The following is a 14,107-nucleotide window of genomic DNA, read 5'->3' on the forward strand; positions in this document are numbered from 1 at the left end:
TATCTGTTCCATCTGAAATACGGTGTTTTCAGATGATCTATTAAAGTTACCCTTTTTTATTACACAAACTTTTTTTCAAAAACCACTTGACTATTTATAGTTTGTCACCTCAATAGTTACATTATATAGTAATAGAAACTATATGACAAGTATTTTGAAGAAAACTTTTTGGCAAAAAAGGAGACAAAAGGAAGGATTGATATTTTTTTGACAAAACGCGTTGTTCCTGTTGACTATAGATAACCTCTATGTTATTATAGGGTTACATCTATAGTAAGGGAGAAAACTATAGAAAAAATTATATAATAAGAGAGGATAAAATATGAGTAAAGCGACAAAAACGAAAAAGGCAGTAAGCCTTGAAGTCTTTATCTTTCTTGCAGTAATTATTGCATTCTTTGGATTGATAGGGGCGAAAATGGGCGGTGTAAACATGATGCAGACGATGATGAACACAGCCTATCAGTTACTTCTTGAAACAGTATTTTATATCATGGCGATTGCGGTTATAGCAGGAGCCGTATCTGGGTTATTTTCAGAATTTGGTTTGATTGCATTAATCAATAAAATAATTTCTCCCCTAATGAAACCAGTGTATGATTTACCTGGAGCAGCTTCAATGGGAGTCTTGACTACGTACTTGTCAGATAACCCGGCAATTTTAGGACTTGCAGAGGATACAAACTTTAGAAAATATTTCAAAAAATATCAATTACCGGCACTGACAAATTTAGGTACAGCATTCGGTATGGGGCTTATTGTTACAACATCAATGATCGGTATTACATCTCCAACAGGCGAGAATCTTGGATTTGCAGCTCTGATCGGTAATATCGGCGCAATTATCGGTAGTGTTGTCAGCGTAAGAATGATGATTTTGTTTACGAAGAAAGAATATGGTACAACAGAGTACTGTATTCCGCTTGAAGAAGGAAGTGAAAAAGATGTCTTTGAGCAGAGAGAAGTAAGAGAAGGGGGAATTGGAGCGAGAGCATTGGAAGCACTGTTGGACGGTGGTAAGAATGGTGTGGATGTAGGTCTTGCAATTATTCCTGGTGTACTTGCGATTTGTACAGTTGTAATGATGCTTACAAATGGACCTTCCGCAGACGGTGTTTACACAGGTGCTGCTTACGAGGGAGTTGCATTGTTGCCATGGATTGGAGAAAAATTGCAGTTTATCTTATCTCCATTATTTGGTTTCTCTTCACCATCAGCAATCTCTGTTCCGATCACAGCATTAGGAGCGGCCGGAGCAGCTGTTGGATTGGTACCTAAGATGGTAGCAGACGGTGTAGCACATGCGAATGACGTTGCAGTATTTACAGCAATGTGTATGTGCTGGAGCGGATACCTAAGTACTCATGTTGCGATGATGTCAAGTTTGAAGTGCAGCAAACTTACAGGAAAAGCAATCATCAGCCATACAATCGGTGGTATTGTGGCAGGTATCGCAGCAAACTGGTTATTCCAGTTAGCATCTTTCATAATGTAATTTGAATAATGTTTAAAATGGAATGTGCGAGCGTACATTCCATTTTTGGCAGGAGGGAAGAACATATGAGCGAAAAAATGAAAATATTTCAAAAGATTCAATATGTGACGGTAGGAATTGCATTTGCATCAATTGTTTTGCCATTGATATTTTGGAACAAAATTCCAGAAAAAATCCCACAACATTACAATGAAGTAGGAAACGTGGATATTTGGTCAGACAAGACATCTCTGATTTTATTGTTCTTTGTTATATTGTTTTTGCTCGGTATGATGAGCATTGTTACTTATTTTGTCCGTACAAGCGGAATTTCAAAGAATGCCAGTGAAAGTGAGAAGAGAACTTATGGAAGACTTTATCCGGTTATTGTATTGATGAATCTATTTTTAATGTTAATGTTTGCCTATATGGTGTTTTGCTCGGTGACATGCAGAGCTCTTGGGAAATGGTTCCTGCCAGTGTCTTTGATTCTGACATTTTCACCTTTTATTTGGTATATTTACAAGAGCCGGAAAGAGACAACACCAAAAAAAGAGCTGAAAAAGGCATATGCAAAACAGGAAAAGGAGCAGGCAGAAGAGGCGGTATCCTATCGGACTAGAATCGATCTTTGGCTGGCGGTATTGATTCTGATACCGGTAGTGATAGAGGTAAAAATAGGAATAGACAGTGTGATGGAAGGGAAGCCAAACTGGCTGGTCATCGGAACTTTGAGTTTGATATTGCTTATATTTATTCCTCTTGTTTTTATGCGGTATACCCTCTATAATGATTACATACTTGTGCAATGCTATATTTTTGGAACGGAACGGATTCCATATGAGAGCATTACCAATATAAAGAAGACGTGGAATCCATTGTCTTCGGCAGCAATGTCACTTCGCAGGATTCAGATTGATTACACAGTAAACGGACGGCATGAAATCATGTTGATTTCGCCGGTAAAAAGAGATGAATTCTTAAGAGAAGTGGAAGAAAGAATGGCAATTCAGAACATAAAGAAGGAGAGTTTATGAGCATTTACGATACATTGAATAAAGAACAACGTGAAGCGGTCTATCATACAGAGGGGCCGCTTCTCATTCTCGCGGGAGCAGGTTCGGGAAAGACAAGAGTGCTGACACACCGCATCGCATATTTGATTGATGAAAAGGGAGTCAATCCATGGAACATTTTGGCGATTACATTTACGAACAAAGCGGCAGGGGAGATGCGTGAGCGTGTCGATCAGATTGTCGGATTCGGCTCGGAGAGCATCTGGGTGAGCACGTTTCATTCGACCTGCGTGCGGATATTGAGAAGACATATTGATTTACTTGGATATGATACTAGCTTTACGATTTATGATGCAGATGATCAAAAGACGCTTATGAAAGATGTCTGCAAATATTTACAGATTGATACAAAAGTCTATAAGGAGCGAAACCTTTTGGCAGCGATTTCTTCGGCGAAGGATGAGCTGATCACGCCGGAAGAATATGAATTGAATGCGGCGGGGGATTTCGGAAAGCAGAAGATCGCAAAGGTATATAAAGAATATGAAAAACAACTGCGGGCAAACAATGCACTGGATTTTGATGATCTTCTCGTGAAGACAGTACAACTGTTTCAGACACAGCCGGAGGTGCTTGATTATTATCAGGAGCGGTTCCGCTATATTATGGTCGATGAGTATCAGGATACGAATACGGTGCAGTTTGAGCTGATTCGGATTTTGGCAAAGAAATATAGAAATCTCTGTGTGGTAGGAGATGATGACCAGTCTATTTACAAATTCCGCGGGGCAAATATCAAAAATATTTTGAATTTTGAACATGTGTTTGAAGATGCAAAAGTGATCAAACTGGAGCAGAATTATCGTTCTACAGGTAATATTTTGAATGCGGCGAATGCAGTGATAAAGAATAATTTTGGCCGTAAGGAGAAATCACTCTGGACAGAAAATGGTGAGGGGGATAAGATTGCGTTTCGTCAGTTCGACAGTGGATATGATGAGGCAGAATACATTGTGGGAGATATCAAAGAGCATGTGAATAACGGAACGCGCACATACAATGATCATGCTGTTTTGTATCGCACCAATGCGCAGTCACGTATGTTTGAAGAAAAATTTGTAACAGCCAATATTCCGTATAAAATTGTGGGCGGCATTAATTTCTATGCAAGAAAAGAAATTAAAGATTTACTTGCATATTTGAAAACAATCGACAATGGGAAAGACGATTTGGCGGTCCGAAGAATTATCAATGTGCCAAAACGTGGCATTGGGCTTACGACAATCAATCGAGTGCAGGAAAATGCATTGGAGCGCGGAGTAAGTTTTTACGAGACGCTCCGAGCAGCGGATCTGATTCCCAATATTGGGAGAAGTGCGAGCAAATTAGAGTCATTTGTGGCGCTGATTGAACATTTTAAAAGTAGGGCAAAAAATATGTCTATCTGCGATCTTATGCAGGAAATTCTGGATATGACAGGCTATATCGAGGACCTGAAATCGGAGGGCGATATTGAAGCGGAGGCAAGAATCGAAAATATCGATGAATTGATGAATAAAATCGCAGCTTACGAGGAATCCTGTGAAGATGAAATGCCGACATTGAGCGGATTTTTAGAGGAAGTTGCACTTGTCGCAGATATCGACAGTTTGGATGAAGACAGTGATTATGTGGTCTTGATGACACTACACAGTGCAAAAGGTCTTGAATTTCCGGAAGTGTATCTTGCAGGAATGGAAGATGGTCTTTTCCCAAGCTATATGACAATCACATCCGATGATCCGACTGAGGTGGAGGAAGAGCGAAGACTCTGTTATGTTGGAATTACAAGAGCAAGAGAAAATCTGACGCTGACTTGTGCGAGAAGAAGAATGGTGCGCGGAGAGACGCAGTACAATAAGATGTCTCGATTTTTAAAGGAGATTCCGGTGAATCTTTTAAACACAGGCAATCTCATCGAAAAAGATGAGAAAGAAGTTCCAAAGCAGAATGCATATATGCAGGCAAAACAAGCATTCCGCACACAGGCATTTGCTATGCAGAAACCGAAGCAGCAGTTTACAGTTACGCAAGGGGAAGGTCTGTCTTATGATGTAGGGGACAGGGTCAGACATATGAAGTTCGGAGAAGGACTGGTGACTGGAATTACAGAAGGCGGACGTGACTATGAAGTTACAGTACAGTTTGATACAGCCGGTGTGAAAAAGATGTTTGCTACATTTGCAAAATTACAAAAAGTATAAGAATTTGCATAAAATGATAGAATCTACATATGGTAATATCAGTATGTAAGTGGTATAATGTGAAAAAGAGAACAGTGACTTTTGAGGAAAGTCGGAAAGGACGTGGACATATGAATAAATTAGAAGATATGATTGCAGCATCAAAATTAAATGAGTTACTGCACAAAAAAGATGATGAAAAAGCGAAAAACACATTGCTTTGGGTTTTGGCGGTTGTAGGTGCAGTGGCAGCAATTGCAGGAATCGCTTACGCAGTATATAAGTTCTTTACACCAGACTATTTGGAAGACTTCGAAGAGGACTTTGAAGACGATTTCGACGACGATTTTTTCAGTGACGATGATGAAGTTTAATTAGTTGAGGGCGGTGGTAATGTGACAATTACTGCCGTCCTCAATTCAATAAGGGGGAGGATACATATGATAACAAGTGATATGCCACTTAGAAAGCAGATTTTTTCTATCCCGAATATGCTTGGATATTTTCGGATATTGTTACTTCCGCTGATTGTATGGAGATATGTGACAGCAGATTCGATTGCAGAGTTCCATATGGCGGCAGTTATTATTGGAATTTCAGGAATTACCGATTTTTTAGATGGATTTATTGCAAGAAAATTCAATATGATTACTAACCTAGGAAAGATTGTTGACCCGGTTGCAGATAAATTAACACAGGCAGCGATTGTATTTTCTTTGTCGTTCCGTTTCCAATGGCTGATTCCGGTTGTGGTGCTGTTTGTCATCAAAGAAGGATTTATGGGAATTATGGGCGTGATTCTTCTGAAAAAAGGGAAAATGTTAAACGGCGCGAAGTGGTTCGGAAAAGTATCCACAGCAGTGCTTTATGTTGTGATGTTTATTTTGATTCTGGCGCCGAATATTCAGGAGCAAATTGCGAATACATTGATTGTATTGAGCGGTTTTCTGCTTTTGATGTCATTTATACTGTATATTCCGGTGTACAAAAAGATATTGAGCGAAGCATAATTTCATGTAAAAAAGAGTTCGGTATGCGAAAGCAAATCGAACTCTTTTTTCATGTGCTCTGCAGTGCTTACTAGAGCTGATCGATGATGTCAGAGGCGTGCAATGCCTTTTGGATAATATGCAGAATATCAGGCTGTACTTTTTGCGGATCGTCAAGCTGAAATGGCATATTGTCTAAAAACGCATTTGAAAGCCGGTAAATATATGCCTCTTCTTCAGGTTGTTCTGCAATCAGAACATCCCCCTGAGTACGCATCTCATCTGTATTTTTTTCATGTTCAAGACTTATCTCAGTCAGCATCGAGAGCATAATGCAGAAATGCTCTTCATCCCAAGCAGACAGGTACATGCATTTACAGAGCCCTTTGGTGAAAAATGGATAATCGGCGAAACAGTCTAAAAGCTCTTTGAAACGTGTCTGGTGGCTTGAGTTCTCGAATAGATGCTCTTTGTCTAAAGCGACAATCCATTGTTCTTTCCAATTCATGAAATCCCTCCTCAATCTATATTAATAAAATTATAGATGGAAAAAGGAAAGAACTCAATACATTTTGGAAAGATTGTTCACTTTTGGTTGGCAAAAAAGTTGGAAACTGATAGAATAAAACAATAAATGAAAAGTATAGAGAGGGTTTTATATAGATGAAAAAGAGAGAAGTATATGAAGGCATTATTCAAAAAGTAGCATTTCCGAACAAAGGACTGGTGACTGTCGAGGGCGAGGAAAAATCAGTGATCGTAAAAAATGGAATTCCAGGTCAGAAGGTAAAATTCTGTGTAAACAAAATACGAAAAGGGAAAGCGGAAGGAAGGCTTTTGGAAGTTCTTGAAAAATCACCTTTGGAGACAAGAGAACCTGTGTGCAGCATTTTCCCTGCCTGTGGAGGTTGTATGTACCAGACGATGTCTTACGAGGAACAGATGAAAATGAAAGGTGATCAGGTAAAAGAAATATTGGATGCCGCCATTTTGGAAGATTATGAATTTGAGGGGGTAAAAGCAAGCCCGAAAGAGTTTGCTTACCGTAATAAGATGGAATTTTCTTTTGGAGATGAATACAAAGACGGTCCGCTGTCACTTGGGCTGCACAAAAAGGGAAGCACATATGATGTGCTGACAGCAGCTGATTGTAAATTAGTGCACGAAGATATGACAAAGATTCTTTTGTGTGTATTGGAATATTTTAAAGAGAGAAATGTGGCATATTATAAAAAAATGCAACATGTGGGTTATCTTCGCCACCTGCTTTTACGCCGTGGTGATCAGACCGGAGAAGTTCTCGTAAACCTTGTGACAACAACACAGGAAGAACACGATTTATCTTTGCTTGTGGACGCACTTTTGGCATTGCAGCTGGAAGGAAAAATCGTTGGAATTCTTCATATTTTAAATGATTCCTTATCCGATGTAGTACAGAGTGATGAAACTCGAATTTTATACGGACAGGATTTTTTCTACGAGAAATTGCTTGATATGGACTTCAAAATCACACCGTTTTCATTCTTCCAGCCAAATACAAAGGGTGCGGAGATTCTCTACAAAACCGTGAGGGATTATATCGGGGATATCCACAAGATGACGGTCTTTGATTTGTTCAGTGGAACCGGAACGATTGCACAAGTTTTAGCTCCGGTTGCAAAACAGGTAATCGGCGTGGAGATTGTCGAGGAGGCTGTGGAGGCTGCGAAAGAAAACGCAGAGCACAACGGACTTTCCAACTGTAGATTTATTGCAGGTGATGTGTTCAAGGTGCTGGATGAAATTGAAGAAAAACCGGATGTGATCGTGCTGGACCCTCCGAGAGATGGGATACACCCAAAAGCACTGCCGAAGATATTGGACTATGGAGTGGATAAGATTGTGTATATTTCCTGCAAAGTGACAAGTCTTGCGAGGGATTTGGAGATGATACAGGCAAGAGGATATCGGGTGGAGAAATGCACGGCTGTGGATCAATTTTGTCAGACGGTGCATGTGGAGACGGTTGTAATGCTTTCCCGCAAATACTGACAGTGCAAGTAATGTATAAAAGAGGAGTTTAGCAAGAAATAGATGGATACAAAATTTTACATGGTCATTATCAAGGGAGAAATAAAGACTTCTGAGATAATGTCATGTGTGTATAACAGAGATAACCAGAAATGGGACGTAAAATTCAATACTGGGAAAACATATTCGTATGCATTTTTGAATGTGGAAAAGTTAACTGATCCGGATGTTTTGAATCCTAACATGTATCGTATTAGTAGAGAAAGACGAGAGTTTTTCGATGTTCAAGCAATATATGTATTTAAAAGTGAACGCGAGTCTTATTGGCATATTTGTTTTGGTGATGGTAGTGAAAGAGATTATCGTCGAAGTGACTTGCATATTATCGAGTCCTGCCTTAGCCAAAGTCAGTCAGCAGATGTATTTGAATACATAAAACAGATTGCAGGTTTGAGTGATATTAGGAATAAAGAGACTGGTGAAAAGCTGCTGGCTAAGAGGTTTGAAAAGATATCTTTTGTAGGTAATGATGTGGCATTAGCAAAGTATTTAAATCCGTTGGCATTGCATACTGGTAAAATGAGGCGTGAATATTCACCGATTTTCCCATTTGGATGCAATAATAGCCAGTATAAGGCAGTAAAAAATGCTATGGAGAATCAGATTAGTGTTATACAGGGGCCTCCAGGAACGGGAAAGACACAAACGATATTAAATATTATTGCCAATATATTAATGCAGGGGAAAACGGTACAGATAGTATCCAATAATAATTCGGCAACAGAAAACGTATATGAAAAATTATCTTCTCCTCAATATAATTTGGGGTTTGTTGCTGCAACGTTGGGGAATTCTGAAAACAAGAAATTATTTGTTGCTCATCAGGAGGCCGCTTATCCTGATTTTTCGACATGGAAAACGGAAGAAACTCCAAGTGTTTTACAGAAGAAAATAGAAGCACAGTCCAATCAACTAAAAAGTGTTTTTGATAAGCAGGAAAAACTGGCATATTTAAGACAGGAGCTTTCACAGTTGGTTACAGAACAGGAATATTTTAATGAATATGTCGAAGAATCAGATGTTAATGCAGAAAGCATAAAATATAAGAAAAGTTTATCCTCAAGGCATTGGATGGAATTATGGCAGGAGTGCCAGTTGGTTTCAGAAGAGAAAAGGGCAATAGGATTCTGGTTTAAGATAAAAGCATTATTAAAATATGGAGTAACTGATAGGAGTTTATATAAGCAGAGTATTTCACAGTTAATTACAACCTTTCAAGCAATGTACTATCGTGCAAAGCAGGCGGAGGTGACTGCGGGAATTGCAGATATTGAAAAGTATTTAAATAGTATTAGTAAGAATTTGCTTGAGGATTTATGCAATCAGTCAATGGTTGTCTTAAAAGATAAATTGGCAAGAAAATATGAAGGTAACAGCAGTAGAAAAATTTTTAGTGAGGATGATTTGTGGAAGCGGCCATGTGATGTTCTGGCTGAATATCCGGTTGTATTAAGTACAACATTTTCATCAAGAAACAGCTTGAATTCAGATATGGTATATGATTACATTATCATGGATGAGGCATCACAGGTTGATATAGCAACCGGTTCGTTGGCGTTATCTTGTGCCAAGAATGTTGTTATTGTGGGAGACACCAAACAACTTCCCAATGTTGTTACAGATGATATAAAAAACAAAGCAAAAACTATATTTGAAAGTTTTAATGTGAGCGAAGGATATCAATACACAAAGAGTTTTTTGCAATCAATTTTAGAGGTTATGCCAAATGTAACACAAATATTGTTACGAGAGCATTATAGGTGTCATCCTAAAATAATCAACTTCTGCAACCAGAAATTTTATCATGGTGAATTGATTATTATGACAAAGGATAAGGGAGAAGAAGATGTTTTATCGGTAGTAAAAACAGTAGTTGGAAATCACGAGCGCAACCATTATAGTCAGCGTCAGATAGATGTTATTAAAAATGAAATTATACCGAAGTATGTTTTGGATCCGGAGGAGACTGGAATTATTGCACCATACAAAAATCAGGTGGAGGCATTGAGTAGAGAAATTACAGATATTGATGCTGCTACAGTTCATAAGTTCCAGGGCAAGGAGAAAGATAATATAATTATATCTACTGTGGAGGATGAAATATCTGATTTTGCAGATGACCCATACTTAATCAATGTTGCTGTATCAAGAGCTAAACATAGGTTGATGCTGGTTGTAACGGGAAATGAACAAGCGAAAGAGCGTAATATAACAGATTTGATTGATTATATTCAATATAATAATTTTGAGGTGGAAGAGAGTAGAATATATTCTATTTTCGATTACCTTTACAAGCAGTATACGGAGGAAAGAAGAGCATACTTGAAGAAACATAAAAAAGTATCAGAATATGATTCGGAAAACCTTATGTATTCATTAATAGAGGATATTATCTCTGATAGCAAGTATTCTGGCTTAGATGTTGTTTGTCATTTTCCGTTGAATATGTTGATTAAAAACCCAGAATTATTAAATGAACAGGAATGTCAGTATGCAATGAATCCTGCTACTCATTTGGATTTTCTGATATACAATAGAATTGGCAAAAAGCCTGTGTTGGCAATAGAAGTTGATGGATATGAATATCATAAAAAAGATACTGTGCAGATTTCAAAAGATTTGCTAAAAAATCATATAATGGAGCTGTATGAAATTCCATTATTGAGGTTAAAAACAAATGGTAGTGGAGAAAAGGGGAAAATTGTAGAGATGCTAGATAAGTTGGTTTGATAGATATAGATTTGGACAAAAATTCGCATGTCGAAAGTATCGTGCTTTTGTCCCGAAAATAACCAAATAGTGTTATCTATGCGAAGGAAAAGTGCCGCTTGATAATATAATATTGCTAAGAGAGCCGTTGCGTACAAGCAGAAAGAGCGCGTGACCTACAAGATGATTAAGGAATATATAGAAGCGAAATATGGCTTCAAGGCACATACTGCATACATCGCAGAGGTGAAGCGGGAGTTGGGCTTGCCGATGTATGATGCTCCAAATGCTGTAGAGGAATTGAAACAGCCTAGGAAACATCCGACAGCAGAGAAAGTGGAAGCGATAAGGGGTGCACTGAGATGTTTTGAAGTAATATAGCTTGTATTGCAAAATATTAGAAAGATTAATAGATAATTTGTAAATGAGAGGATGGCTTTGATATGATGAACGAATTTTTTTATAAGGAAATCAAAGAAATTTTAATTTCAGCAAGAAATCTTATAAATGTCTGAACCTATGGGATATCATGTTTGAAAAGTAGTTAGGCTCGGTAAGAGAAGTTAGCAAGAAATTAATGGAACGGAGGAGGATGGAGGATAAAAAAGGCGGTTCTGACATTGTCGGAAATGAAATTCTCATATATCAAACGGAAGATGGACGTACAAAAATTGACGTTAAATTTGAAGATGAGACCGTTTGGCTTACATAGGCACAATTATGTGAGTTGTATCAGACAAGTAAATCTAATATCAGTGAGCATATAAAGCATATTTTTGAAGAGGAAGAATTGGATGAAGAGTCAGTTGTTCGGAAATTCCGAACAACTGCAGCTGATGGAAAAAGCTATAATACCATCCATTATAATCTTGACATGATTATTTCTCTTGGATATAGAGTGAAATCCAAGATTGCTACAAATTTCCGTCGGTGGGCTACCGAACGATTAAAAGAGTACATGATAAAAGGCTTTACAATGGATGATGAGCGGCTGAAAAATCTGGGTGGCGGTAATTATTGGAAAGAGTTACTAGAGCGTATTCGGGATATCCGCTCATCTGAAAAAGTTATGTACCGACAGGTACTTGACCTTTATGCAACAAGTGTTGATTATGATCCCAAGAGTAGTGAATCTATTGCATTTTTCAAAATGGTACAAAATCACAGGCAATTGAAAAAGCAACAGAAGAATATCGGAAATATCAGGTGCAGAACTTATCGCCGGTTGAAGAAGAATACTTGGAAAGCATTAAAAATATTCACAGTACAGTGAAGAAAAATGGTAAAAAATAACTTTAAAAGTAAATTGTAAAAGACAAGTTTTTGATACATATAGGTTTGGACAATAGCGTTAGGGTTTAGGCTGTGGATTAGATGTCAAGGTTGTGGCACTAGGAGTGTTGTCAGAGTCGACCGCAGTTCAAGCACAGGTAGAATAGTCACTTTGAGATGTTGAAGGAGGGAATCTTATTGAAAAAGAAAAAAGATGAAATAACTATCCGTTCCAGCGCAGCAGAATATCTGACCTATGTTGCCACTGTCGGTGATCAGCAGGACAGCATTGAGATGCGCTATGAGGATGAGAATATATGGTTGACACAGAAGATGATGGCCGCATTATATGACGTGGATGTTCGTACAATCAATGAGCATATTAAGAAGATTTATTCCGATTCAGAGCTTGAGGAAGATTCAACTATCCGGAAATTCCGGATAGTTCAAACCGAAGGTTCTCGTCAGGTTACTCGTGATACGAAACATTATAATCTTCAAATGATTATTGCTGTTGGATTCAAAGTGAACAATGAGCGAGCAGTGCAGTTTCGTAAATGGGCCAATGGAATTGTGAAGGACTACACCATCAAAGGCTGGGTTATGGATGATGAACGCCTGAAAAATGGTGGATCTGTGCTTACGACAGAGTACTTTGACCGTTTGCTTGAGCAGATTCGAGAAATCCGGATTTCTGAGCGTAGATTTTATCAGAAGATAACGGATATCTATGCCACAGCTCTCGATTATGACAGAACTGCGAAAACAACAAAGAAGTTTTTTACAAAGGTGCAGAACGTCACATTCCGATGACAATGGAGGATTGGGCAAAGCGACTGGATCTATTCCTGATGGCTGATGACAGAGAGGTTCTTCAGGATGCAGGCAAAATCACTGCAGAGATTGCCAAGGCAAAAGCTGAGACCGAATTTGAAAAATATCGTGTCATTCAGGACAGATTGTTTATGTCTGACTTTGATAAGTACATGCTGGAATTGGAAGAGAATGTGAAGAAGTAGCAGGATAGCTTCTTTCAATGCTGGATTTTCAGACATAGAAGCATCAAATTTTATATTGAAGTGTACTGGGAGTTGTGGAGAGATGCCTTTTGAAAATGAATTTATTTCATTGACGGATACTGCCGGTATAAGAGCGATGACCCAACGGCAGTTATTCAAAATTGGATGAGAAATCGGGACGATATGGTGGAACAACAGACCTAGAAGCTGTGAAGCTTTGGAAAAGCTATCGTATCATTTAAGCTGGGATATAGTCTGCGGAAAGATAAATTTGGCGTGATAATTGAAGGCTTCTGTGCTAAATGCGGAGAACGGATTGTAAGGTGCTGTGACTGATGAATAGGATAGAAACTGCAAAACAGTGAAAAAATGAGGAATCACCATGATATTAAGTGCAAGCAGAAGAACAGATATTCCGAATTATTATTCGGAATGGTTTATAAACAGAATAAGAGAGGGTTTTTTATATGTGCGTAACCCGATGAATGCACATCAGATAAGCAAAATCAATCTATCACCGGACGTGATAGATTGTATTGTATTTTGGACAAAAAATCCAATCAATATGTTAGAAAAACTAGAAGAACTAAAACCCTACATGTATTATTTTCAATTTACACTGACTGGGTACGGAAGAGATGTGGAACCAAATCTTCCGCACAAGAGGGAAGTACTGATTCCCACATTTCAAAGGTTATCTGAGCAAATTGGAAAAGAGAGGGTGATATGGAGATATGATCCGATATTTCTAAGTGACAGATATACGGTAGAGTATCATATAAAAGCATTTGAGGAGATTGCAGCGAGTCTTGCTGGATATACGGATAAAGTTGTGATTAGTTTTATGGATTTCTACAAAAAAACGATGCGAAATACAAGAACTCTTGCAATTCGGCAGATGACGGCTCAGAAGACGAGAAATCTTGCTGAGAAAATGGCAGAGATTGCTTTAAGATATTCGTTGGATATTGAGACATGTGCTGAGAAAATCAATCTTCAGGAGTTTGGAATTTCAAAAGGGCATTGTATTGATAAAAGGCTGATTGAAAAGCTTTTAGGATGTGAGCTGAGCGGACAGAAAGACAAACATCAGAGAGAATCTTGTGGTTGTTTGGAGAGTGTTGAAGTGGGAACATACAACACGTGTTTCAATGGTTGTAAATATTGCTATGCAAATTTCCATGAAACAAAGGTAAAAGAGAATGGGAGACAATATGATAAAAGTTCACCGCTGTTATGCGGAACACTTACGCAGTATGATAAGATTACGGACAGAAAAATAAAGTCTCTCAAGGACGGACAGTTTTCGCTTTTTAGAGAGTGACGCTCTGTTAAA

The 14,107-nt window shown here is 38.3% G+C and carries 9 protein-coding genes and 3 pseudogenes; 11 read left to right on the forward strand and 1 reads right to left on the reverse strand.

Going from position 1 to position 14,107, the window contains the following annotated elements:
* Positions 1-322: 322 nt before the first annotated feature.
* The 5 genes from ACTQXY_RS10820 to ACTQXY_RS10840 all read left to right on the forward strand — a co-directional run bounded on the left by ACTQXY_RS10820 (position 323) and on the right by ACTQXY_RS10840 (position 5,722).
* Complete coding sequence (locus tag ACTQXY_RS10820; RefSeq protein ID WP_441659463.1) at positions 323-1,495, forward strand: CD0519/CD1768 family membrane protein; 1,173 nt, start codon at positions 323-325, stop codon at positions 1,493-1,495.
* Positions 1,496-1,560: 65 nt separating this feature from the next.
* Positions 1,561-2,511 carry a PH domain-containing protein gene (locus ACTQXY_RS10825; protein WP_441659464.1) on the forward strand — a complete coding sequence of 317 codons (951 nt, stop codon included), beginning with the start codon at positions 1,561-1,563 and terminating at the stop codon, positions 2,509-2,511.
* On the forward strand, positions 2,508-4,733 hold the full coding sequence (gene pcrA, locus ACTQXY_RS10830; protein WP_441659465.1) for a DNA helicase PcrA: 2,226 nt from the start codon (positions 2,508-2,510) through the stop codon (positions 4,731-4,733). Before ACTQXY_RS10825 ends, pcrA begins: the two co-directional genes overlap by 4 nt.
* 110 nt (positions 4,734-4,843) lie before the next feature.
* A complete protein-coding gene (locus ACTQXY_RS10835) occupies positions 4,844-5,086 on the forward strand; it encodes a DUF4366 domain-containing protein (RefSeq protein ID WP_118208342.1) in 243 nt (80 codons plus the stop codon).
* A 66-nt stretch (positions 5,087-5,152) separates the two neighbouring features.
* Positions 5,153-5,722 (forward strand): CDP-alcohol phosphatidyltransferase family protein, encoded by a 570-nt coding sequence (locus tag ACTQXY_RS10840; RefSeq protein WP_270651104.1) that lies wholly within the window; start codon positions 5,153-5,155, stop codon positions 5,720-5,722.
* Between the two features lie 70 nt (positions 5,723-5,792).
* Here the strand turns inward: ACTQXY_RS10840 and ACTQXY_RS10845 are convergent, their stop codons facing one another.
* Entirely contained in the window at positions 5,793-6,209 is a 417-nt protein-coding gene (locus ACTQXY_RS10845) for a hypothetical protein (protein ID WP_441659466.1), read from the reverse strand.
* Positions 6,210-6,364: 155 nt separating this feature from the next.
* On the opposite strand from ACTQXY_RS10845, the gene rlmD reads away from it, so the two are divergent.
* The 6 genes and pseudogenes from rlmD (at position 6,365) to ACTQXY_RS10875 (ending at position 14,095) form a co-directional block, all read left to right on the forward strand.
* Entirely contained in the window at positions 6,365-7,732 is a 1,368-nt protein-coding gene (gene rlmD, locus ACTQXY_RS10850; RefSeq protein WP_441659467.1) for a 23S rRNA (uracil(1939)-C(5))-methyltransferase RlmD, read from the forward strand.
* Positions 7,733-7,774: 42 nt separating this feature from the next.
* On the forward strand, positions 7,775-10,501 hold the full coding sequence (locus tag ACTQXY_RS10855) for an AAA domain-containing protein (RefSeq protein WP_441659468.1): 2,727 nt from the start codon (positions 7,775-7,777) through the stop codon (positions 10,499-10,501).
* 82 nt (positions 10,502-10,583) lie between these two features.
* A pseudogene (locus ACTQXY_RS10860) lies at positions 10,584-10,861 on the forward strand (recombinase family protein); the annotation flags it as partial.
* Between the two features lie 211 nt (positions 10,862-11,072).
* Positions 11,073-11,642, forward strand: a pseudogene (gene rhuM, locus ACTQXY_RS10865) (RhuM family protein); the annotation flags it as partial.
* Positions 11,643-11,950: 308 nt separating this feature from the next.
* A pseudogene (gene rhuM / locus ACTQXY_RS10870) lies at positions 11,951-12,771 on the forward strand (RhuM family protein).
* Positions 12,772-13,153: 382 nt separating this feature from the next.
* The gene (locus ACTQXY_RS10875; RefSeq protein WP_441659469.1) at positions 13,154-14,095 is read left to right on the forward strand and encodes a DUF1848 family protein; all 942 of its coding nucleotides are present in this window, start codon (positions 13,154-13,156) and stop codon (positions 14,093-14,095) included.
* The last annotated feature ends 12 nt before the right edge of the window (positions 14,096-14,107 follow it).

The sequence above is a fragment of the Faecalimonas sp. LCP19S3_D12 genome (genome assembly GCF_052121495.1).
Lineage (GTDB): Bacteria > Bacillota > Clostridia > Lachnospirales > Lachnospiraceae > Faecalimonas.

What these genes read in the sequence shown, in the direction of transcription:
- ACTQXY_RS10835 (WP_118208342.1), top strand. Translation starts at nt 4,844, where the DNA reads ATGAATAAATTAGAAGATATGATTGCAGCATCAAAATTAAATGAGTTA.
- rlmD (WP_441659467.1), top strand. Translation starts at nt 6,365, where the DNA reads ATGAAAAAGAGAGAAGTATATGAAGGCATTATTCAAAAAGTAGCATTT.
- ACTQXY_RS10825 (WP_441659464.1), top strand. Translation starts at nt 1,561, where the DNA reads ATGAGCGAAAAAATGAAAATATTTCAAAAGATTCAATATGTGACGGTA.
- ACTQXY_RS10855 (WP_441659468.1), top strand. Translation starts at nt 7,775, where the DNA reads ATGGATACAAAATTTTACATGGTCATTATCAAGGGAGAAATAAAGACT.
- pcrA (WP_441659465.1), top strand. Translation starts at nt 2,508, where the DNA reads ATGAGCATTTACGATACATTGAATAAAGAACAACGTGAAGCGGTCTAT.
- ACTQXY_RS10845 (WP_441659466.1), bottom strand. Translation starts at nt 6,209, where the DNA reads ATGAATTGGAAAGAACAATGGATTGTCGCTTTAGACAAAGAGCATCTA.
- ACTQXY_RS10875 (WP_441659469.1), top strand. Translation starts at nt 13,154, where the DNA reads ATGATATTAAGTGCAAGCAGAAGAACAGATATTCCGAATTATTATTCG.
- ACTQXY_RS10820 (WP_441659463.1), top strand. Translation starts at nt 323, where the DNA reads ATGAGTAAAGCGACAAAAACGAAAAAGGCAGTAAGCCTTGAAGTCTTT.
- ACTQXY_RS10840 (WP_270651104.1), top strand. Translation starts at nt 5,153, where the DNA reads ATGATAACAAGTGATATGCCACTTAGAAAGCAGATTTTTTCTATCCCG.